At 72.3% G+C, this 22,130-nt stretch carries 14 protein-coding genes; 9 read left to right on the top strand and 5 right to left on the bottom strand.

The features are described 5' to 3' along the window. Nucleotides 1-447: 447 nt before the first annotated feature. The 4 genes from hutU (at nt 448) to IIE03_RS15315 (ending at nt 6,740) form a co-directional block, all read left to right on the top strand. Nucleotides 448-2,094 (top strand): urocanate hydratase, encoded by a 1,647-nt coding sequence (gene hutU, locus IIE03_RS15330; RefSeq protein ID WP_192863626.1) that lies wholly within the window; start codon nt 448-450, stop codon nt 2,092-2,094. Next, nucleotides 2,091-3,629: a formimidoylglutamate deiminase gene (locus IIE03_RS15325; RefSeq protein ID WP_192863625.1), complete on the top strand. Its 1,539-nt coding sequence runs from the start codon at nt 2,091-2,093 to the stop codon at nt 3,627-3,629. Before hutU ends, IIE03_RS15325 begins: the two co-directional genes overlap by 4 nt. Nucleotides 3,630-3,905: 276 nt before the next feature. Then, nucleotides 3,906-6,371 carry an esterase-like activity of phytase family protein gene (locus IIE03_RS26770; protein WP_192863624.1) on the top strand — a complete coding sequence of 822 codons (2,466 nt, stop codon included), beginning with the start codon at nt 3,906-3,908 and terminating at the stop codon, nt 6,369-6,371. Between the two features lie 180 nt (nt 6,372-6,551). Next, nucleotides 6,552-6,740, top strand: a complete 189-nt coding sequence (locus IIE03_RS15315; RefSeq protein WP_192863623.1) for a PspC domain-containing protein — start codon at nt 6,552-6,554, stop codon at nt 6,738-6,740. 4 nt (nt 6,741-6,744) lie between these two features. Here IIE03_RS15315 and IIE03_RS15310 read toward each other — a convergent pair whose 3' ends face one another. The 3 genes from IIE03_RS15310 to IIE03_RS15300 form a co-directional block, all read right to left on the bottom strand. Beyond that, on the bottom strand, nt 6,745-11,694 hold the full coding sequence (locus tag IIE03_RS15310; protein ID WP_318843009.1) for a DUF3418 domain-containing protein: 4,950 nt from the start codon (nt 11,692-11,694) through the stop codon (nt 6,745-6,747). Nucleotides 11,695-11,763: 69 nt separating this feature from the next. Further along, nucleotides 11,764-12,462, bottom strand: coding sequence for a GmrSD restriction endonuclease domain-containing protein (locus IIE03_RS15305; RefSeq protein ID WP_225997823.1), 699 nt, complete (start codon nt 12,460-12,462; stop codon nt 11,764-11,766). 267 nt (nt 12,463-12,729) lie between these two features. After that, complete coding sequence (locus tag IIE03_RS15300; RefSeq protein WP_192863622.1) at nt 12,730-13,086, bottom strand: hypothetical protein; 357 nt, start codon at nt 13,084-13,086, stop codon at nt 12,730-12,732. A gap of 155 nt (nt 13,087-13,241) precedes the next feature. Between IIE03_RS15300 and hutH the strand changes: the two genes are divergently transcribed. The 5 genes from hutH to IIE03_RS15275 all read left to right on the top strand — a co-directional run bounded on the left by hutH (nt 13,242) and on the right by IIE03_RS15275 (nt 20,223). Continuing rightward, on the top strand, nt 13,242-15,059 hold the full coding sequence (gene hutH, locus IIE03_RS15295) for a histidine ammonia-lyase (RefSeq protein WP_192863621.1): 1,818 nt from the start codon (nt 13,242-13,244) through the stop codon (nt 15,057-15,059). 268 nt (nt 15,060-15,327) lie between these two features. Then, on the top strand, nt 15,328-17,619 hold the full coding sequence (locus IIE03_RS15290) for a M15 family metallopeptidase (RefSeq protein ID WP_192863620.1): 2,292 nt from the start codon (nt 15,328-15,330) through the stop codon (nt 17,617-17,619). 180 nt (nt 17,620-17,799) lie between these two features. Then, nucleotides 17,800-18,180, top strand: coding sequence for a DUF2087 domain-containing protein (locus IIE03_RS15285; RefSeq protein WP_192863619.1), 381 nt, complete (start codon nt 17,800-17,802; stop codon nt 18,178-18,180). 315 nt (nt 18,181-18,495) lie between these two features. Then, complete coding sequence (locus IIE03_RS15280; RefSeq protein ID WP_318843008.1) at nt 18,496-18,795, top strand: STAS domain-containing protein; 300 nt, start codon at nt 18,496-18,498, stop codon at nt 18,793-18,795. Between the two features lie 120 nt (nt 18,796-18,915). Next, the gene (locus tag IIE03_RS15275) at nt 18,916-20,223 is read left to right on the top strand and encodes a D-arabinono-1,4-lactone oxidase (protein ID WP_192863617.1); all 1,308 of its coding nucleotides are present in this window, start codon (nt 18,916-18,918) and stop codon (nt 20,221-20,223) included. Nucleotides 20,224-20,361: 138 nt separating this feature from the next. Here IIE03_RS15275 and IIE03_RS15270 read toward each other — a convergent pair whose 3' ends face one another. Together IIE03_RS15270 and IIE03_RS15265 are read right to left on the bottom strand one after the other, a co-directional pair. After that, on the bottom strand, nt 20,362-20,505 hold the full coding sequence (locus IIE03_RS15270) for a MetS family NSS transporter small subunit (protein WP_192863616.1): 144 nt from the start codon (nt 20,503-20,505) through the stop codon (nt 20,362-20,364). Beyond that, entirely contained in the window at nt 20,502-22,094 is a 1,593-nt protein-coding gene (locus IIE03_RS15265; protein WP_192863615.1) for a sodium-dependent transporter, read from the bottom strand. The genes IIE03_RS15270 and IIE03_RS15265 overlap by 4 nt, the downstream gene beginning before the upstream one ends. Between the last annotated feature and the right edge of the window lie 36 nt (nt 22,095-22,130).

The raw sequence follows: 22,130 nt of genomic DNA, 5'->3' as shown, positions 1-22,130 counted from the left end.
CCGGCGCGACGTCTGGGGAAACACCGAGAGGCACGGCACCGGATGTGGTGCCGTGCCTCTCGGGACCCGGCCGGGGAGGCGGGGGGCTCGACCCGACCGGTCAAGGAGGTGATACCCGGACGCCGGTACTGGATTCCGGTACGCATTCGAGGTCCCCTCCTGCATCGAAGCACTGTCGTCCTCCGCCGTGGTGGCGCACACGTCCGGGCCTGCGGTCCCGCGTCCGGACGCTCGGCGCGTTCGCCGCCGACATCACGTACTCAACCAGCACCCGTGACCCGGGCACATGGGCAGAGCTACCCATGCACCCGACCGCGCGCCCCGAAAGCGATGCGAGCCGTCCCGCTCGCCGACCCCGGCACGGGATTCACCCGACACCACGCCCGGCGAACCGGACGTGCCGCTCGGGCGCGGCCGACGTCCGACACTCCGCGTAACCTCGCCTCCATGGACGGAGCACGCACAGTCCGCGCAACCCGCGGCACCGAACTCACCGCCCGCAGCTGGCAGACCGAAGCCCCGCTGCGGATGCTCATGAACAACCTGGACCCCGAGGTCGCGGAACGGCCCGACGACCTCGTGGTCTACGGCGGCACCGGCCGGGCCGCCCGCTCCTGGCCGGCCTACGACGCCATCGTCCGCACCCTCACCGACCTGCGCGAGGACGAGACCCTCCTGGTCCAGTCCGGCAAGCCGGTCGGCGTGCTCACCACCCACGAGTGGGCTCCGCGGGTGCTCATCGCGAACTCGAACCTGGTGGGGGACTGGGCGACGTGGCCCGAGTTCCGCCGCCTCGAACAGCTCGGCCTCACCATGTACGGGCAGATGACGGCCGGCTCGTGGATCTACATCGGCACACAGGGCATCGTGCAGGGCACCTACGAGACCTTCGCCGCCGTTGCCGAGAAGAAGTTCGGCGGCGGCCTCGCCGGAACGCTCACCCTGACCGCCGGCTGCGGCGGCATGGGCGGCGCGCAGCCGCTCGCCGTCACGCTCAACGGCGGCGTGTGCCTGATCGTCGACGTCGACCCGGCGCGCCTCGCCCGGCGCGTCGAGCACCGCTACCTCGACGAGGTCGCCGACTCCGTGGACGACGGCGTCGCGCGGGCGCTCGCGGCGAAGGCCGAGGGGCGCGCGTACTCGGTGGGCGTGGTCGGCAACGCCGCCGAGGTGTTCCCTGACCTGCTGGCCCGGGGTGTGGACATCGACGTCGTCACCGACCAGACCTCGGCGCACGACCCGCTGTCCTACCTCCCGCTCGGGGTCGCCCTGGAGGACTGGGCCGCGGAGGCCGAGAAGGACGCCGCGGGCTTCACCGAGCGGGCCCGCGAGTCCATGGCCCGGCACGTCGAGGCCATGGTGGGCTTCCAGGACGGCGGCGCGGAGGTGTTCGACTACGGCAACTCCATCCGCGACGAGGCCCGCCAGGGCGGCTACTCGCGTGCCTTCGACTTCCCCGGCTTCGTCCCCGCGTACATCCGGCCGCTGTTCTGCGAGGGCAAGGGCCCGTTCCGCTGGGCGGCCCTGTCCGGCGACCCGAAGGACATCGCCGCGACCGACCGCGCCATCCTCGACCTCTTCCCCGACCACGACCGCCTCCACCGCTGGATCCGCGGCGCGCAGGAGAAGATCGCGTTCCAGGGCCTTCCCGCCCGGATCTGCTGGCTCGGCTACGGCGAGCGCGACAAGGCCGGCCTCGCGTTCAACGAGCTGGTCGCGTCCGGCGAGATCAGCGCACCGCTCGCGATCGGGCGCGACCACCTCGACGCCGGGTCGGTCGCGTCGCCCTACCGCGAGACCGAAGGCATGGCCGACGGCTCCGACGCCATCGCCGACTGGCCCCTCCTCAACGCCCTCACCGCCGCGTCGTCGGGCGCCACCTGGGTGTCGCTGCACCACGGCGGCGGCGTCGGCATGGGCCGGTCCATCCACGCGGGCCAGGTCTCGGTGGCCGATGGCACGCCCCTGGCCGCGCAGAAGCTGGAGCGCGTCCTCACCAACGACCCGGCCATGGGCGTCCTCCGCCACGTCGACGCGGGCTACGACCGCGCCACCGAGGTGGCGGAAGCCCGCGGCGTCCGCGTCCCGCGATGAGTAGTTGGTTCTGCGACTACGCCTGGACGGGCCGCCGGGTCGCCGCCGACGTCGTGATCCGCACCGAGGGAGGGTGGGTCACCGAGGTGACGACCGGCGTCGTCGGGAAGCCCGACGGCGCGACGCGGCTGCGCGGCCTCACCCTGCCCGCGTTCGCCAACGGTCACTCGCACGCCTTCCACCGCGCCCTGCGCGGCAGGACGCATTCCGTGGACGACGGCGGTCGCGGGCCCGGTTCCGGGTCCTTCTGGACCTGGCGCGAGCAGATGTACCGCGTCGCCGAACGCCTCGACCCGGACTCGTACCACCGCCTCGCCCGGGCGCTGTACGCGGAGATGGTGCTGGCCGGGTACGGCGTCGTCGGCGAGTTCCACTACCTGCACCACGCGCCCGGCGGGCAGCGGTACACCGACCCCAACGCCATGGGGGAGGCCCTGATCGCCGCCGCCGACGACGCGGGCATCCGCCTCACCCTGCTTGACACCTGCTACCTCACGGCGGGCGTGGCGGGCGACGCGCTGAACGGCGTACAGCGCCGTTTCGGCGACGGTGACGCGGAATCCTGGGCGGATCGCGTCGACTCCATCGCGCGTTCTCACCCCGCCGACGTCGCGGCCGCTGCGGCAGTCGCCACCTCTCGCCCGCGGATTCCGGGCCAGCTGCCGGGGACCGGTCCAGCGGCGGACGACCGTTCGCCCGACGGCCTCGTCCGGATCGGTGCGGCGATTCACTCGGTGCGCGCGGTACCGCCGTCGGCGATCGAGACCGTTGCGGAACGGACAGCGGCTCGCGGCGCACCACTGCACGTTCATCTCTCCGAGCAGCCTCGCGAGAACGAGGACTGCCTCGCCGCTCACGGCCGCACGCCGACCGGACTGCTCGCCGATCACGGCGCGTTGTCCGCGCGCACCACAGCGGTTCACGCGACACATCTGACCGTTGACGACGTCGACCGGCTCGCCGCGTCGGAGACCCGGGCCTGCATCACGCGCACCACGGAACGGGATCTGGCGGACGGCGCTCCGGACCTCGGCCGGATTGCGGATGCCGGGATCGGCCTGTGCGTCGGTTCCGACAGCAACGCGATCGTCGACCCGTTCGAGGAGACCCGAGGTCTGGAACTGGACGAACGCAGTCGCACCCTCGGCCGCGGCCACCTCTCGCCCGCGACGCTCCTCGGCGCGGGAACACGGGAGGGCTATGCCTCACTGGGATGGCTCAACCCAACCGCGGGACCTGGTTCCGCGGGAATCGGGCTGTCCCATGAGACGGCGCTCACCGGCCGCATCCCGTGGGACGGAATTCGCGTCGGAGACCTGGCCGACCTCACGGTGGTCTCGCTCGAATCGGTCCGTATGGCCGGATGGTCACGAGAAACACTTCTCGACCACGCCGTCTTCGCGGCGACCGCCGCCGACGTCACGGACACGATCATCGCCGGCCGCCACGTGGTCCGAGACCGCACCCACACCACCATCCCCCACCCAGCAGCCGCCCTCCACCAAGAAATCCGCACCCTCCTGGACCACCCCTGACCAGCCCCGCCGACCAGCCCGCCGACCAACTCGGAACTTCGCCGTCTCCGACCAACCCAGCCCTCCGGGCGAAGGGTGCCTCGCGAGGACGTAAAAGCCCGAAGTGGAGGGCCCCTTGGGGCCCGTGAACGCGTCCGCGCGAGGCACCCTTCGCCCGGAGGGCGGAGCCGGGAGCAGTGCCCGAACCAAGCCTCGGGAACCTCCGTTCACGAGCAATCCACCCCCGAGAAACCTGGAGGTGGCACCCGCTCCACCCACCCCCACGAGCCTGGACCCGTGTCTACCCAGAAACCCCACAGCCGCCGCACCGCGGCCTTCATCGCCTCCGGTGCCACGCTCGCGCTCGGCCTGACGGCGCTGGTCCCCGCGTCCGCCGCCGCGCACGGCCCGGACCGTCCCTCCGCGGGGCACTCCTTCTCCCGCCCGGCCACCTTCGGCCCCAGCCAGGGCAAGGCGTTCCACCGCCTCGCCACCTACCCGGTCTTCCAGAACGCTCCGGCCGACGTCGACCCGGCCGACGAGACCGTGGCCGAGATCTCCGACGTCAGCGAGGACGGCCGCACGGTCGTCTACACCGACGCCGCAGGCCGCCGCATCGGCTTTCTCGACATCACCGACCCGGCCCACCCGCGGGGGCTCGGCTCGCTCGACCTCGCCGAGCTCGGCGACGCGGAGGACGAACCGACGTCGGTCGCCGTCGTGGGCGATCACGTACTGGTCGTCGTGAACACCTCGGAGAGCTACGCGAACCCGAGCGGCCGGCTCGACGTCGTCGACCTTGCGACACGCACCAAGGTCCGCTCGATCGACCTGGGCGGTCAGCCTGACTCGATCGCGATCACACCCGACGGTGCCTACGCCGTCGTCGCCATCGAGAACGAGCGGGACGAGGACGTTCCCGCCGACAACGCTCCGGGCGGCGACGAGGGCGATCTCCCGCAGGCTCCGGCCGGTTTCGTGCAGATCGTCGACCTCCCGGGTACCGACCCAGCCGGCTGGTCCGCTCGTCCCGTCCCGCTCACCGCGACCGACGGCTCCGCGCTCCCCGCTCTCGCGGGAGCCGGGCTGGACACGCCCGAGGACCCCGAGCCGGAGTACGTCGCGATCAACCCGGCCGGCACCACGGCCGCCGTCTCCCTCCAGGAGAACAACGGCATCGTGCTGATCGACGTCGCCTCGGGCGAGGTGACCTCGGTGTTCTCGGCGGGGGAGCAGGCGCTGACAGGCGTCGACACGATCGAGGACGACGCGATCGACCTCACCGGAACGCTCGACGCCGCCCCGCGCGAGCCCGACGCGATCGCCTGGATCGACGACCAGCACCTCGCCACCGCGAACGAGGGCGACTGGAAGGGCGGGACCCGCGGCTGGTCCGTCTTCGACGCCGCGACGGGCGAGGTCGCCTGGGACGCCGGGAACACCCTGGAGCACCTGGCGGCGCGTGTCGGCCTGCACAACGACGGGCGGACCGAGAACAAGGGCGTCGAGATCGAGGGGATCGCGGTCAGCGAGCTCGGCGGGACGCGGTACGCGTTCGTCGGGTCGGAGCGGTCGAACTTCGTGGCCGTCTACGACGTGTCCGACGCCGACGCGCCGCAGTTCGTCCAGGTACTCGCCACGACGAACGGCCCGGAGGGCCTGCTGCCGGTCCCGCAGCGGAACCTGCTGGTCGTGTCGTCGGAGGAGGACTCCGCCGAGGACGGCGTCCGTTCCGCGGTGACCGTGTTCGGCAAGGGCTGGAGGTCCGCCCGCTCCGCCGGGACGCCGCGGTTCCCCTCGATCGTGTCCGGCGACGCCGCGGGGACGGCCGGTGCGTACACGTCAGGTCTCGACGGGGACCGGCAGGTCACGCGAGACGCTCCGATCGGGTGGACCGCGCTCGGCGCCCTCTCGGCCGACCCGGAGGACCGGCGCCGCCTGTGGACGGCGTCGGACGCGGCGAAGGAGCCGACGTCGCTCTACTCGGTGCGGACTCCTCGCTGGGGAGGACCGGCCGTGATCGACGGGGAACTCGTCGTGACCGACGGCGGCGAGCCGGCCGCGCTCGACGTCGAGGGCCTGTGGGCGCGCCCCGCACGCGTCGGCGGCGGATTCTGGCTCGGCTCCGAAGGCAGGACGGGCGCGGAGAACGCGCTCGTGCGCGTGTCGGAGTCCGGGGAGATCGAGGAGAGCGTCAGCCTCCCCGAGGAGATCGCAGCAGGCCTCGGCAAGTGGGGGATCGAGGGCGTGGCGGGGACGGTCGACCGCCGCGGCGAGCACCTGTTCGTCGCCCTGCAGCGCGGCCTCACGTCCGACGACGGCCCGGGCGGCTACGCCCGTATCGGCCGTTACGACGTGGCGACCGCCGAGTGGACCTGGTTCGGGTACGAGCTCGAGCGGCCGACCGCCGACGGCGACTGGGTCGGCCTCTCCGAGGTGACCGTCGTCGACCGCAACACGCTCGCGGTGATCGAACGCGACAAGCTCAACGGCCCGGACGCCGCGCTCAAGGCGGTGTACACGGTCGACCTGCCGCACCGGGACCCGCGTCCCGGGGAGGTCGCGATGCTGGACAAGGAGCTCGCGATCGACGTCCTCCCGCGCCTGCGGGCGACCAACGGCTGGACCCAGGAGAAGCTCGAGGGCCTTACGATCGGCGGCGACGGCCACGTCTACGCCGTCACCGACAACGACGCCCTCGACGACGCCACGGGCGAGACGGTCTTCCTGGACCTGGGCAAGACCCGCCGCCTCTTCCGCTGAGCGGGTGCCGGAATCCGCGCGGCCGAAACGCGCGGGTTCCGGCACGTCTGCTGCCGCGTCCCCCAACTCGGGGTGGATCGGCACGATTTTCTTGACCCCGAGGGTGGGTGGCCGGATCAGGGGAGGAACCGGGGGAGAACCCGATACCGCCGGATCGCCGCCGGCCGTAGCGTGGAAGGCATGACCACGAAGACACTTTCCCGCCCCCGCCAGGGCCGCATGATCGCCGGGGTGTGCGCGGGCATCGCCCGGCGCTTCGGGTGGAACGTCACCCTGCTGCGCGTGCTGGTCGTCGCGTCCATCCTGCTCCCCGGCCCGCAGGTCCTGGCCTACATCATCTTCTGGATCCTCATGCCCAACGACGACTGATCCCTCACCACCCCGTCGGGGTGAGGACCTTCCGGATGCGCTTCTCGCTGATCGGGCCGTCCGTGCCGAGTTGCTGGGCGAACAGGCTCACCCGGAACTCCTCCAGCATCCAGCGCACCTCGGCCAGCTCCGCGGCTCGAGCCGCGTCCGGGGTCCCGGAGGCGTACGCCGCGCGGGCCTTCTCCCACGCCTGCGTCACGTCACCGACGCGCCAGGCGAGATCGGCATCGCGTCCCGGGTTCTCGCTCGCCTTCGCCAGCCGGTGCGACGCCGCACGCAGGTAGCGCACGAGGTGCGGCAGCCTGCGCGAGGGTGTCTGCGACACGAACCCGTCGTGGATCAGTCCGGCGGCGTGCTCCCGCACGTCCTGGAGCACCTGGAGGAGCGCCAAGCTGGACTGACCCCTGATCTCGCCCTCCAGCGCCCGGTAGGCCGACAGCGCCGCCACCACGTGCCCGACCACCCGGTGCACCTCGTCCTCCAGATGCCGCCGCACGTGCTCGCGCGCCGCCTCGAAGTCGGCTCCGCTCCGGATCGCCGCGGCGTCCGGCCCGCCGGGCGGGGTGTCGTACCGGCGCTCGGCCTCCGGAACGGTCAGGCCGGCGACGGCGGCCAGTTGCAGGTCGGTGACCAGTGCGTCCGTGTCCGGATAGGGGCTGGACGCCATCGTGAGGGACTGCGTTCCTGACCAGCGCGACGTGATGCGCGCCGTCGGCAGCGCGGTCGCACGCAGCAACAGACGGCGGACGCCGGCGGCATGCGCCGCGTCCCGTGCGGACTCGTCGGCCAGGATCCGCAGCGCGACGGTCGCGGCACGCCTCCCCTTCTCCTTCGGCCCGCGCTCCTCGACGAGCGCGGGATACCCGTGCACGACGACGCCCCCGCCGACGTCGGTCGCCACGACCTCCGGCAGCACCCCTCCGTCCAGCCCGTCGGGCCACCCGGCAAGGCCCTCCCGCTCGGCCACGAGTGCACCGCCCGACGCCGCCCCGCCGGCGCCAGGCCGTCCGCCACTGCCCGAGCCGGCACCCTGGCCGGCGTACTGCCCGGACCCGGCAGCCGGCCCGCCGCCCGCTGCCGGCCGAGGCGGCACCACGGCGCCGGAACGCTCTGCCTCGGCGGAACCACCCTGGCGAGACGACGACGTCGGACCGCCGACCTCAGCGTTCGCCCGGGCCTCCGCGAGCGCCTGACCGACGGCGCCCTTCACCGCCGAGCGGACCGCGGACTCCGCGCGCTTCGCCAGCTTGCGCTGCAGCAGGAGCAGGTCCTTCGACTCGTCGAGGACGACGACGTTCGCGCCGTCCCGTACGTCTTCCGCCAGCCCGCGGCCGCGCTCGCCCGCCCCACGGTCCGAGCCCCGTCCGCGACCCGGCTTCGCCTGCCGGCCGTCGCCCCGTCCGCCGTCGTCTCCGGAACCGGAGCTGTGCGGCTCGAAGACGCGGAAGGTCATGCGCAGGTGGTCCGGCAGGCGTTCCACCCGGTCCGGTGTCCAGACGTCGTCCGGGACGGCGATCCCGCGGACCGTGCGCACGGCCCGCGAGAAGGCGGCGGTGAACGGCTCGGCCATGTCGCCGGCGCGGGCCATGTCCGCCCAGGCCGGGCACTCCGCGCGGAGCCAGGCCGCGATCTCGCGGGCACAGTCGGGCGCGGGGACGAGGTCGCGGCGCACGGGTTTCGGCAGCGACTTGATCGTCGCGACGCAGAGTTCCTCGAGCAGCCCGGGCACCATCCAGTCGAACCCGTCGGGCACCACGCGCGGCAGCACCGACACCGGAATGTGCACGGTGACGCCGTCGGCCCCGGAACCGGGCGCGAACTGGTAGGTGAGCGGCAGCGACAGGTCGCCCTGGGGCCAGACCTCCGGGAACGCGTCCGTGTCCACGGAGGCGTCCCCGACGAGCAGGTCCATGGTGAAGGTCAGCAGGTCGGGCTGCTCGCGCCGCGTCCTGTTCCACCACTTGTCGAAGTGCGCCGCCGACACCACGTGGTCGGGCACGCGCTCGTCGTAGAACGCGAAGAGGTCGTCCTCGGACGCGACGATCCCGCGCTGCCGGGTCCGCGCCTCCAGCTCGCCGGCCTCGTCGAGGAGCCGGCGGTTCTCCGCGAAGAACGTGTGGTGCGTGGTCCACGCGCCCTCGACGAGGGCGTGCCGCAGGAACATCTCCCGGGCCGCCTCGGGGTCGACGCGCGAGTACAGCACCTTGCGGTCCGCGACGATCGGCACGCCGTACAGCAGGACCTTCTCCGTGCACATCGCAGCACCGCGCTTGGTGGACCAGTGCGGCTCGGACCAGGTGTGGCGGGCGAGCGGCCCGGCGAGCTCCTCGGCCCACTCGGGCTGGATCCGCGCGACGTCGCGTGCCCACAGCCGCGAGGTCTCGACCAGCTCGCCCGCCATGATCCACGCCGGCGGCTTCTTGCTCAGCGGCGACCCGGGGAAGATCGCGAACCGCGCCCCCCGCGCCCCGATGTACTCGTTCCGCGCCTGCTTCTTCGCCCGGCGCAGCGCCCGCTCCCGCGCCTCCCCGCGCAGGTGCGCCACCGCGGAGGCCTTCACCTCTCCGGTGTCCTGCATCCCGATATGCGACAGCAGCCCGGCGAGCAGGGCCCGATGAATGGTGTCCCCATCCCACTGCCTCTTCTCCCCACCAGCAGCCGCGACCTGCGCCCCGGCCTCTGCCCGTTCCGGTTCCGCACCTGCCGGACCGACCGCCGCCCCCGAGGCTCCCGAGGCTCCCGAGGAAGCCCGGTACCCCATCGAGATCCCCAGTGGCCGAGACATCTCCCGCAGCTGCGCCACCACGTCCTGCCACTCGCGGATCCGCAAGAAGTTGAGGTACTCCGCCTTGCACAGCCGCCGGAACGCCGACCCGGACAGCTCGTGCTGCTGCTCGCGCACGTACTCCCACAGGTTCAGGTAGGTCAGGAAGTCCGACGACGGATCCCGGAACCGGGCGTGCTGCTGATCCGCTTGTTCGCGCTCCTCGGCGGGCCGCTCGCGGGGATCCTGGATCGAGAGCGCGGCCGCGATGACGGCGACCTCTCGCGTGACGCCGAGCTTGTCGCCCTCCACGACCATGCGGGCCAGTCGCGGGTCCATCGGAAGCTGGGCGAGCATGCGGCCCACCCGCGTGAGCCGCGTCCGGGGTGTGCCGGCGCGCTCGCGCTCGTCGTCCCCGCGCCCGCCGTCCGACGTCGTCTCGAGCGCCCCCAGCTCCGTGAGGAGCTGGACGCCGTCCCGGACCGCACGCGTGTCCGGCGGCTCGACGAACGGGAAGCGCGCGACGTCGCCCGGCGACTCGGCGACCCCCACCGACACCATCTGCAGCAGCACGCTCGCCAGCGACGTGCGCAGGATCTCCGGCTCGGTGAACTCGGGGCGGCTCTCGAAGTCGTCCTCGGAGTAGAGCCGGATCGCGATGCCGTCGGCGACGCGGCCGCAGCGCCCGGCGCGCTGGTTCGCGCTGGCCTGCGACACCGGCTCGATCGGCAGCCGTTGCACCTTGGTCTGCTTGGACCAGCGGCTGATGCGTGCCGTTCCCGGGTCGACGACGTACCGGATGCCCGGCACGGTCAGCGACGTCTCGGCCACGTTGGTCGACAGCACGATCCGCCGGTGCGAGTGCGACTGGAACACCCGGTGCTGTTCGGCACTGCTCAGCCGCGCGTACAGCGGCAGGATCTCCGTGTACTGCGGATGCCGGGGGTCGGTGGCACGATCCCGCAGGTGCCCCGCGAGCCCGTCCGCGGTGTCGTGGATCTCGCGCTCGCCGGAAAGGAACACGAGGATGTCGCCCGGGCCCTCGCGCATGAGCTCGTCGCAGGCCTCGATGATGCCGGTGACGAGGTCCTTCTCCTCATCCCGGCCGCGCCCGGGCGTCCTCGACCTCGTGCGCCGGTCGCCGCCGCGTGCGTGATCCGTGCCCGACGGCGGCCTCCGGTTGCCTGGGGCAGCTCCCGCACCCCGGGCGGAGCGTGCGCCGTCGTCGTCCTCGCCGGATCCGGTTCGCCGATCGTCGGGGACGAGTGGCCGGTAGCGCACCTCGACGGGATACGTGCGCCCCGACACCTCGACCACGGGCGCCTGATCGGGCAGGACGTCGACGACGGCGGCGGGCGCGCCGCCTCGTTCCGCCAGTGCGGCAGGGGAGAAGTGGCGGGCGAACCGCTCGGAGTCGATCGTCGCGGACGTGATGATCAGCTTCAGGTCCGGCCGCTGCGGGAGCAGCCGCGCGAGGTAGCCGAGCAGGAAGTCGATGTTGAGGGACCGCTCGTGTGCCTCGTCGACGACGATCGTGTCGTACGCGAGCAGCTGCGGGTCGCGCTGGATCTGGGCGAGGAGGATGCCGTCGGTCATGACCTTGACGAGGGTCTCGTCGGTGGACCGGTCCGTAAACCGCACCTGGTAGCCGACGGTGTCGCCGAGTTCCGTCCCCAGCTCCTCCGCGATGCGCTCGGCGACGCTGCGGGCCGCGATCCGGCGGGGCTGCGTGTGCCCGATCTGCCCGGTGCGCCCGCGGCCGAGGTCGAGCAGGATCTTGGGCAGCTGCGTGGTCTTGCCGGAACCGGTCTCACCGGCGACCACGACGACCTGGTTCTCCGCGATGGCGCGGGCGATGTCGTCGCGCCGCGCGGAGACGGGAAGCTGTTCGGGGTAGACGATGGGCGGCACGACGACGGCCGCGCGCTTCGCGGCCGCCCGGTCCAGCTCCGCCTGGGTGATCCGCTGGGGCCGCCCTTGTGGGGCGCCGCCACGCCGGCGGGCACCCCGCTGCCCGCTCCGTCCGGAGCGCGATCGACCGGATCGACGCGCGCCGGTTCTCCGCTCGCCGGATCGTTCCTCGCCGGACGGCTGGCCGCCGGATCCGGCAGGGTTGCGAGCAGGAGCGTCGTCGCCGGACCGCGCCGATGCGCCGTCGGACACGCTGCTGGGGGATGGCTCGCTGCTCACGACCCACCATTCTCTCAGCCCCCGCAACCTGATTCTGGCTGCGGGGGCCGGGAGCTCAGCGGCGGGAGGTCAGTACGAGCACTGGTTGAGGTACGTCTGGGCGGCCGACTTCTCGGCCGAGTCCATCGTCAGGCCCCAGCGGTACTTGGTGTGGATCACCATCTTCGCGAAGGCGCACCGCTTGCTCGACAGCGGCGGCACCCACTGTGCGATGTCCTTGTCGCTCTTCGACGAGTTGACCTCGGTGGTCACGGCGATGAGCTGCGGGCCGGAGAGGTCGTTGGCGAAGGCCTGGCGGCGGCTCGTGCTCCACGAGCTCGCGCCGGAGTCCCAGGCCTCGGCGAGGGCGACGACGTGGTCGATGGAGATCTGGGACGGGACCGTGCGGGTCTGGCCGTCGAACTCGCTGTACCAGCTACCGGAGTCCGGATAGCAGTCGGAGCCGACGACGACGTTGCGGCCGTCCCGCTTCAGCACGACCTCGCGCGTGTTGCAGTTGTTGCCCTGGCTGATCCAGTGCGGGAACAGGCTGCGGCTGTACCCGGTGCGCGGACCCTCCGCGCGGACCGTGATGGCGTTCAGCTCCGACTGGACCTGCGACTTCGACGGGATGTCCGGCGGGTAGGCGTAGGCCCTGTTCGGCAGGGCGAGCGAGGCGAGGACGAGGAGCGCGGTGGCGGCCGCGACCAGCGCGACCCGGAGATGGGTCCCGCGCAGCGGGTTCCCGAGGCTCGTGGACGACGACGTAGCGGGCTGTGCCTGCATCATTGGGGGTTCCCTTCCGAGAACTGTACTGGCGTTTTGCCAGTCCCCGATGCTTCCCGCGACTCGTGTCGGCCGGATGACCGGCGGGTGAAATAAGGAGATATTTTGGGCGGCTCAGCGGACGCCGACCAAGCGTCCGGACGCCACGAGCAAGAGCCCGTGGCGCCCTGCACCCGGCCACCGCTACCGACTCCGGTTCACCAGGGTTTCGAATCCCTTCGAAACGGCCCGAAAGGTCAGCGAGGCCCTACTGAACCGCGCTCAGCGGTCTCACATGCCGGAGCGGCCGGCCTCCAGGCCCAGCCAGAAGCCGAGACCCACCAGGATCAGGGCGCCGACGGTCGACAGGATCGCCAGGACGAGGCCCCACTTGGCCAGGAAGAGGTCGAAGCCCTCCTTGCCGGCCTTCGCGACGGCGATGCCGTTCACGATCACGCCGACGAGCGGGATGTAGGCGAGGAAGAAGCCCACGAGGCTGAAGACGACCGTCTGCGGGTCCTCCTCCTCGACGACCTCGGCCTTGGCGACGTCGGTCGAGGTCGCCTCGGTGACGGCATCCGCGATCTTCTCGGCGGCGTCGGGGGCCGTGGTCTCGGTGGTGTTGGTCTCGGTGTCAGGGGAAGTCATGCTGAAGTGCTCCTCGAACGGGGACCTCGGAGGCCCTCGGGTTGGCGGCAGGACCGTTGTGTCCCATCGGTCGGCCATATTGTGATGTATCAGGTATAGGCAGCGCCAGGTTAGTGGTACCCGCCGTGGTGGCGGATCCGGGGCACACTGGCACCATGACCACGTCACACGCATCGGCCCGCCCGGCGACCCCGGGCTCCGCGCCGGCGATCCCCCTCACCGTCGACCTGGCCGGCGATCCGCTCACCGCAGCGCAGGTCGTCGCCGTGGCCCGCCACGGAGCCCGCGTCACGCTCACCGACGCCGCTCGCACGCGCATGGCCGAGACCCGGCAGATCATCGACGCCCTCGCCGACGACCCCCGGCCGCACTACGGCGTGTCCACCGGTTTCGGTGCGCTGGCCCGCACCCACATCCCTGCCGAGCGCCGCACCGACCTGCAGCGCAGCCTCGTTCGCTCGCATGCGGCCGGCGCCGGCCCGGAGGTCGAGGTCGAGGTGGTCCGTGCCCTCCAGCTCCTGCGACTGAACACGCTGGCCACCGGCCGCACCGGGGTGCGGCCCGCGACGGCACAGGTCTACGCGGACATGCTGAACGCCGGCATCACCCCCGTCGTCCGCGAGTTCGGTTCGCTCGGCTGCTCCGGTGACCTGGCTCCCCTGAGCCACGTCGCGCTCGCCGCCATGGGCGAGGGGGAGGTGCGGGTCGTTCGACCCGCGGGCATCGAGCCGACGGCGGCCACCGGGGCCGGCGCGCCCGAGGCCGCCGTCGCACCCGGGCCCACCGGACCGGCCGGGCCCGGACGCGCCACGACCGCCGTCTCCCCCGGAGCCGCCCGGTCCGAGCCGCCTCGGCCGGCCGCGGAGGCACTGGCGGAGGCGGGCATCACGCCGGTCACCCTCGCGGAGAAGGAGGGCCTCGCCCTCATCAACGGCACGGACGGCATGCTCGGCATGCTCGTCCTCGCCCTGCACGACCTGCGCAACCTCCTCGCGACCGCCGACGCCGCGGCCGCGCTCAGCGTCGAGGCGCTGCTCGGCAGCGATGCGCCTTTCGCCGAGGACCTGGTCGCGCTGCGGCCGCATCCCGGGCAGGCGGTATCGGCGGCGAACCTCCGAGCCCTGCTCGCGGGGAGCGGCATCATGGCGAGCCACCGCGCCACCTACGACGACGGCTCACCCGTCTGCACCCGCGTCCAGGACGCGTACTCGCTGCGCTGCGCCCCGCAGGTGCACGGGGCGGCGCGGGACACCCTGGACCACGCGGCGGCCGTCGCGGATCGCGAGCTCGCCGCGGCGATCGACAACCCGGTGGTCACACCCGACGGTCGCGTCGAGTCGTGCGGGAACTTCCACGGCGCCCCCGTCGGCTACGCGCTGGACTTCGTCGCGGTCGCCGTGGCCGACGTCGCCGGCATCTCGGAGCGCCGCACCGACCGGCACCTGGACAAGCACCGCAACGACGGGCTGCCGCCGTTCCTCGCGCACGAGGCCGGCGTCGACTCCGGGCTGATGATCGCCCAGTACACGGCGGCCGGGATCGTCAGCGAACTGAAGCGGCTCGCGGTACCCGCGAGCGTCGACTCCATCCCGAGCTCGGCCATGCAGGAGGACCACGTCTCCATGGGCTGGGCCGCGGCCCGCAAGCTTCGCAAGGCGGTCGACGGGTTCGGCCGGGTGCTCGCGATCGAGATCATGGCCGCGTGCCGTGCCCTCGACCTGCGACTCGCGGAACGAGCGGAGAACGAGGGAGGGCGTCCGGCCGACGTGTCGGCCCCGCCGCGCCCGGCCTCGCCGTGGGGACCCGACCGGATCGCGCCGGGCACGCGTGCGGTGTACGACGTCGTTCGTGGTGCGGTGGGCGGCCCCGGTGCGGACCGCGTCCTGGCACCCGAGATCGATGCCGTGACGAACCTGGTCACCCGAGGGGCCGTGGTGGCGGCCGCCGCGGCCGCCGTCGGTCCGTTGCGCTGAGGTGCCCCGGGGCAGTTCTTCGTGCCCGGAACGGCTGATGCCTTGATCGCCCCGGGAGACGATGACACGATCGATGGCTGGGGAGAGTGCCGATGGGTGGTCGACCCGATCTGGACGCAGTGCCGGCCGGTGCGCAGCTCACTGGGCGCCGGGCGGTGTCAGTGGCGTGTGCGAAGATGCGAGCGCGCAACCGGGAGGTCGAGGTGGTGACGGAGCTGAGTCAGCGACGGCACGGCGTCGGCGTCCATCGACGTAGGGGGTGTGTCCATTGAGCAGCCCGAGCGATTCCCTCGGGGGGGAGCGCGCGGACGGTGCCGACGAGGCGCCGGACGGTGTGCTGCCCGAGACCGTGCCGGCGGAGGCGGCACCGTCGCGCCGGCGATCCAGGCTGCCCGGTGCCGCCTTCGTGCGCGCACACCGCCTGGGGCTGCGGCGGGCCTCGGCGGCCGTCGTGGGAGCGGCGGTGGCCGCTGCCGTGCTGCTCAGCTCGGGAGGTAGCCTCCCACGGGGCGGGGCCGGCTACGCCGATGCACCGTTGCGCTCGTACGCCGCATCCGGTGAAGCCTCCGTGGTCTCCGTCTCGGACGGGAACATCACCATCGACCAGGTGCTCGGCGTGCTCGAGCGCGCGCACCAGCTCGCCGTGGAGCAGGGCGCCTCGATGGACCCGCAGGTGGCCCAGGCAGCCGCCGAGCTCGGCATGCTGTACACGACCTACCGGGCGCAGCAGGAAGCGATCCGCGCGGCGTCCGGCATCCTGGACCCGCGCGACGGGTCCGTGGTCGGCGGGTCCGGGCGGGGCGACGCCGCCGAGGCGCTTGGCGGGGACGCCGGCACGGGTGGGACCGGCGCGGGGCGCACCGACACGGAGCGGGCCGGCGACGAGCAGACCGGTACGGATCAGACGGACGAGGAGCAGGCGGGCGACGTCCGGGACGGAGACCGCCCCGGGGGCGACGCGGACGTCGAGTCCGCGACCGAGGCCGCGCACGTCCACGGTCTGGACGACAAGCCGATCGACGACCTCGGCGCGGACGGTTCGGCGAGCCTCGACGCGGAGACGGACACCCATGATCACGACGTCCTCGTGACGCACGAGGACCTCGTCCTCGCGGCACAGCGACTGGCCCGGCTCATGGACCCGACCGCGGCGGACCCGCTCGTCGTCGCCCCGGTGCCGGCGGGTGGCACGAGCGGCGCCGCCGGTTCAGGCGACCCGGGCCTGCGCCAGAACCTGCTGTCCGTCGTGGACGCGTTCGCCCTGTCCACCGCCGGATTCGCGAACGGACGCATCCCGCTCTCGGTGCTCTGCCCCCTCGAGTTCGCGCCCGGGCACCGGCTGCGCTGCGATGCGGCCGAACGGCTCAGCGCGCTGAACGAGGAGTACGAGGCACGGTTCGGCCGGAGCATTCCGATCACCGACTCGTACCGCACCTACGAGGCGCAGGTGGCGCTCCGTGCGAGCAAGCCGGCCCTGGCGGCGATCCCCGGCACCTCCAACCACGGCTGGGGCATCGCCGTCGATCTCGGTGCGCCGATCAACACGGGCCGCAGCGCCGAGTACGTGTGGCTCCGGGTGCACGGCCCGGACTACGGCTGGGACAACCCGGCCTGGGCCCGGTTGGACGGCTCGAAGCCCGAGCCGTGGCACTTCGAGTTCTTCGCGGCCGGGATCATCCCGAACCGCGCACTCGACGTGTCGGACATCAGCACCGAGGACGACCCGCGGTACCGGCCGCCGGAGAAGCCCAAGCCGGGCGACGAGTCCCCGGCGGTCCCCGCCAAGAACACGAAGGACGGGAAGGACACCAAGAAGGGGAAGGACGGCGGCGACAGGGCCGGTTCGGACGACCCGAGCAGGGATCCCGGGGACGGATCGAACCCGTCGTCCAAGCCGCCGAAGCCATCGCCCAAGCCGAGCCCGTCACCCTCGCCCAGCAAGCCCGACGAGGAGCCGAGCCCGTCTCCCTCGCCGAGTGACAGGCCGCGGCCGTCGCCGTCGCCCAGTGACCCGTCTCCTTCGCCCAGTGACCCGTCGCCTTCGCCCAGTGACCCGTCGCCGTCGCCCAGCGAGCCCGACGACGAGCCGAGCGATCCGGGCGATCCGAGCGGCGAGCCGACCGAGCCCGGCAATTCCTGCGACGAGTCCGGTGACCCTGCCGGCGACGCCGAGGGCGACACGGGCACGGCGTCAGGCGACGACGCGGGCGAGGATTCGGGCACTGGTGACGACCAGGGCTCCGGTGACGACCAGGGCGGTGACGACTCGGGCTCCGGTGACGACTCGGGGTCGGGCACGTCGTGCGACGCGGAGGACGGCGGTTCGGGCGACGACGACTCGGCGAGTTCGACGTCGTCCTCCGGCCCCGCGGACACGCCATCGGATGCGCCGTCGTCCCGGACGGACGCGATGACGGGCGTCGTCGGCTCGACGGGGACGGCGTTCCTCGCCCGGCGAAGGGACGACGGCGAGGACCCCGACGGCGAGAGGCTCGACGGGAAGGATCCAGACGGCGAGAGCGCCGGCGGTGAGGACGCCGGCGATCCGGCCCGCGTCTGACAGAGTGGCCGTGAGCCGGTCCGTAGGCAGGCGCCGTGGCCGTCCTGGCCGAGGGCGCCGCGTCTCGGCGCGCCTCCCTCGGGACGTCGCGCAGTTGCCCGCGAGCGCGGTCCTGCCGTGCCGACGCGGGCCGGCGCGGAGACACCGCGGATTCACGCACGCGCCTTACAGTGCACAGCGATGAACACTCCTTCCGACCCCGCGAAGTCCGCCGCCGTCGACCCGCGGCGTTTCCTCCTCGACGGTCGCCTCGAGACACTGCCCCGGCGCCGCCGCGACAAGGTCGCGGTCACGCGCTACATCGCGACGCGAGCGCTTCCGCACCTGCTGGAGCCGATCGGCGAGCGGGAGCTCACGGAGCGCCTGGCCCGCGTGGCGCGTGACCCGGTCGGTCTGCGCCGGGCGATGGTCGACCTCGGGCTCGTGACCCGGACGCGGGACGGTTCCGAGTACTGGCGCACCGAGCGGACCGAGTACGACGACCAGGACGCAGCGGACACGGCCTCGCTGGCGACCAGAATGCTCGGGCAAGAGCTTGACCAAAATACGCAAGAGTCATGAGGAATACGGTGAAGGCGGCCACAGTGGGAACTGTCGCCCGCCCCGGCTCGTTGGCGGGGTGTCACGTGATCTTGACTTCGCGCAACGTGAACGTAACCGGTCGGGGCTGGACTCTTCGGGCTGTTGGGTGAAGACTCGAACCCAGTCGAATTCCTTGCCCCGCGCATCACGGTGAGGTGAGTCTGCGCCAAGGGCACGTCAAATATCGGTCGAAGCACTGACAACGGAGTGTACGAAGACATGGACCCTCTCCCGAGCTCTTCCGACCCCGCAACAGCGTCTGAACGCCCCGCCTCGGGGATCACCTGCCGACATGTGTACGACGGCTCGATCCTCACCCTCTGGGGTGAGGTCGACGCCCAGCTCCGGGAGGCGGCCAGCCAGGCGATGGCCTCCCTCGCCTCCCGCCCGGATCCCGCGCCCGTGGTCGTCGACGCGCGGGACGTCACCTTCATCGACTCCTCCGGCGTCGCGTTCATCCTCCAGGTCTTCGTGCTGGGCGAGGAGACAGGGGCGACGGTGACCCTGCGGGACCCGTCGGCGGAGGTCATGCGAGTCCTGGACATGGTCGGCATCGCGGAGCGCCTGCTCATCGAGGAGAAGGCGTCCGCCTGACCGGCAGGTCCCGCCGGGATGGTCCGTGCATCGGCGCCCGGACCATCCCGACGAGACCTCTCCGCAGCCGGCGATGAGACCGGTTCCGGCGTCCGGGCCCGCGAGTGGCACCCTGTGCTCGTGAGCAACGACGTCAGAACGAACTGGGCAGGCAACCTCACGTACTCGGCGGGCGCGGTCGCGCGGCCGGGCACCCCGGAGGAACTCGCGGACCTGGTCGGTGGTAGCGACCGGATCAAGGCGCTGGGTTCGCGGCACTCGTTCTGCGACGTCGCGGACACCACCGGCACCCACGTCCTGCTCGACGTGTACGACGACGGCCGGCCCGCGGTCGTCGTCGACGCCGCGACAGGCGTGGCGTCGCTGCGCGCCGGGCTGCTGTACGGCCAGGCGGGAACGGCCCTGCTGGAACGGGGGCGGGCGCTGCGTACGATGGCGTCGCTCCCGCACATCTCGCTGGCCGGCGCGATCGCCACCGCGACTCACGGCTCGGGCGACGCCAACGGGTGTCTCGCGAGCGACGTCGTCGGTCTCGAGATCGTGACGGCCGACGGCGAGGCCCGCACCCTGCGCCGGGGCGACGCGGACTTCCCGGGAGCCGTGGTCGGTCTCGGCGCACTCGGCGTGGTGACGCGGGTCGAGATGGCGACCGATCCGGCGTTCGAGGTCAGCCAGGACGTCGTCGTCGACCTGCCATGGGAGGCGCTGCTCACCGACCTGGAAGCGGTCACCGGGGCCGCGTACTCGGTCAGCGCCTTCACCCTCTGGGACGAGGACGCCGTCTCGCAGGTCTGGCTGAAGTCACGCGTGGCCGGTTCGTCCGACGGGCAGGCCGGAGACGCGACCGGCGAGCGGCGTCGCCCGGCCCGCGACGTCCTGCTCGACCTGGGCGCGCGGGACGCCCCGGGGCCGATGCATCCGCTGGCGGGCGAGGACCCTGCCGCCAGCACCGTCCAGGGCGGCGTGCCGGGGCCTGCGCATGAACGGCTCCCGCACTTCCGCGCGGAGCACAAGCCTTCGACGGGTGCCGAGCTCCAGTCGGAGTACCTCGTGCCACGCGAGCACGCGGCCGAGGCCATCGAGGCGATGCGCGAACTCGGTCCCAAGGTGGCGCCACTGCTGTTCGCGAGCGAGATCCGCACCGTCGCCGGCGACGACCTGTGGCTCAGCCCGTTCGACGGCGCCACCCTCGCCCTGCACTTCACGTGGAAGCCGGACGACGACGCGGTCCGGGCCGTCCTGCACGACCTGGAGGCGGCGCTGCTCCCCTGGGGAGCCCGCCCGCACTGGGGCAAGATCTTCGTCGCGAAGCCCGCCGAGCTCGCGGCGATGTACCCCCGCTTCGACGACTTCGCCGCCCTGGCGCAGCGCCTGGACCCGCGGGGCAAGTTCCGTGGCGGCTACCTCACGGAGATCCTGCCCGCGTGAGAGCGATGAGGCCGGCCGGTTGTCGGCGGCGGGTCCGATGTCGGGAAGCCGGTCCATCGAGCGACCGACCACGACAGCGGACCGGCCTTCTCCGACAACCGGCCGGCCTCACGCGCGACGCGCGACGCACGACGGACGTCAGGCGTCCGCGTCGTCGCGCTCCCAGCCCTCGGGCCACTCCGTGCGCTCGGGACGGGACATGAGCATCGCGATGCTCACGCCCAGCCCGCCCCACACGAGCAGCAGCGACACCACCATCAGCACGATCGCTCCGGCGTTCATGCCGGACCTCCCTTCCCCTCACGCGCCCCGGGGGCGTGCTCCTTGTCGTAGCGTGGCCAGGCGTCGTAGGCACCCACCGGTGACCTCCACGGTGCGAGCGTGAGCAGCACGGCGAAGACCACGAACGCGGCGATCGCTCCCCAGCCCACGAGCCCGGTGTACCAGGGGGCGTAGCCTTCGTACCCCTCGACGAGCAGCGTCTGGATCCGCGACACGAGCATCCAGCCGAGCACCAGCGGCGCCAGGATGCCGACGCAGAACGTCCACCAGCTCCCGACCTGGAACGTCGACACGGAGTTCAGATGGAACCGCAGCTCCCCTCCGCGCCGTCCGACCCAGATCACCAGCACGCACATGATGACGGCCGAGGAGACGATCCCCACGTTGTTGGCCCAGTTGTCCAGGGTGTCGAGGGCGATCAGGCCGGTCGTCGTCGAGAAGCCGAGCACCGAGATCACGCCCGCGAGCCCGCCGATGCCGAGCGCCGCCTGACGGCGCGAGATCGACAGCTTCTCCTGGAACGCGGCCGAGACCACCTGCAGGATCGACACGAGCGACGTGAACCCGGCCATCACCAGCGACCCGAAGAACAGCGCGCCGAACAGCGAACCGGCCGGCATCTGGGAGACCAGCGCGGGGAACGTCACGAACGACAGGATCGGCCCGGTGATCCCCTCGAGATCCCCGACCGCCACGGCCTGCTGCCCGGCGAGGAACCCGAGAGAGGCGAAGACCCCGATCCCGGCGAAGAGCTCGAACCCGGAGTTCGCGAACGCGACCACCAGACCGGGAGAGGTGAGGTTGCCGCGACGCCTGCGGTAGGAGGCGTACGTGATCATGATCCCGAACGCGATCGACAGCGAGAAGAAGATCTGGCCGTAGGCCGCGATCCAGACGTCGGCGTTCCGCAGCGCGCTCCACTCCGGAGTGAACAGGGCGTTCAGCCCGTCCGCGGCACCCGGGAGGAACAGCGAGCGGACCACCAGCACGCCGAAGGCGACGAGCAGCAGCGGCATGAACACGATGTTGACCCGCTGCACGCCGCGTGCCACCCCCGCGGCGAGGACGACGATCGTCACGACCCACACCAGGACGAGCGGGATCAGCACCGCCGGGACGAAGTCGAGCGTGAACCACGGGTCCTCGCCGCCGACGTCCGCCACCTGGAGGTAGTCGACCAGGAAGAACGTCGTGGTGTCGTCGCCCCAGCGCAGGCCGAAGGAGTACCAGAAGAAGCTCAGGGCCCACGCGATCACGGCGGTGTAGTACACGGCGATCGCGAAGCAGATCGCCACCTGGTACCAGCCGAGGGTCTCGAACCATCGGCTGATCCGGCGGAACGCGAGCGGGGCCGAGCCGCGGAACCGGTGTCCGATGGCGTAGTCGAGGTACAGGATCGGGATGCCGGCGGTGACGAGAGCGACCAGGTACGGCACGAGGAACGCGCCGCCACCGTTCTCGTAGGCCACTCCGGGGAACCGCCAGATGTTCCCCAGTCCGACCGCCGACCCGATCGCCGACAGGATGAAGCCGACCTGCCCGGTCCACTCCTCCCGCGGACGTGTCTCGGGTGAAGTTTGTGTACTCATGGTCCGATCATCCCCCGGCAGAAGGCTTCCCGCGCG

It is taken from the genome of Myceligenerans pegani, assembly GCF_014892515.1.
Taxonomy (GTDB): Bacteria; Actinomycetota; Actinomycetes; order Actinomycetales; family Cellulomonadaceae; genus Myceligenerans; species Myceligenerans pegani.
This window is presented reverse-complemented; position numbering and strand designations above follow the sequence as displayed.

Bases quoted from the DNA above. Each gene is read 5' to 3' on its own strand.
- hutU (WP_192863626.1), top strand. From the start codon at position 448: ATGGACGGAGCACGCACAGTCCGCGCAACCCGCGGCACCGAACTCACC.
- IIE03_RS15325 (WP_192863625.1), top strand. From the start codon at position 2,091: ATGAGTAGTTGGTTCTGCGACTACGCCTGGACGGGCCGCCGGGTCGCC.
- IIE03_RS15315 (WP_192863623.1), top strand. From the start codon at position 6,552: ATGACCACGAAGACACTTTCCCGCCCCCGCCAGGGCCGCATGATCGCC.
- IIE03_RS15305 (WP_225997823.1), bottom strand. From the start codon at position 12,462: ATGATGCAGGCACAGCCCGCTACGTCGTCGTCCACGAGCCTCGGGAAC.
- IIE03_RS15300 (WP_192863622.1), bottom strand. From the start codon at position 13,086: ATGACTTCCCCTGACACCGAGACCAACACCACCGAGACCACGGCCCCC.
- hutH (WP_192863621.1), top strand. From the start codon at position 13,242: ATGACCACGTCACACGCATCGGCCCGCCCGGCGACCCCGGGCTCCGCG.
- IIE03_RS15285 (WP_192863619.1), top strand. From the start codon at position 17,800: ATGAACACTCCTTCCGACCCCGCGAAGTCCGCCGCCGTCGACCCGCGG.
- IIE03_RS15270 (WP_192863616.1), bottom strand. From the start codon at position 20,505: ATGAACGCCGGAGCGATCGTGCTGATGGTGGTGTCGCTGCTGCTCGTG.
- IIE03_RS15265 (WP_192863615.1), bottom strand. From the start codon at position 22,094: ATGAGTACACAAACTTCACCCGAGACACGTCCGCGGGAGGAGTGGACC.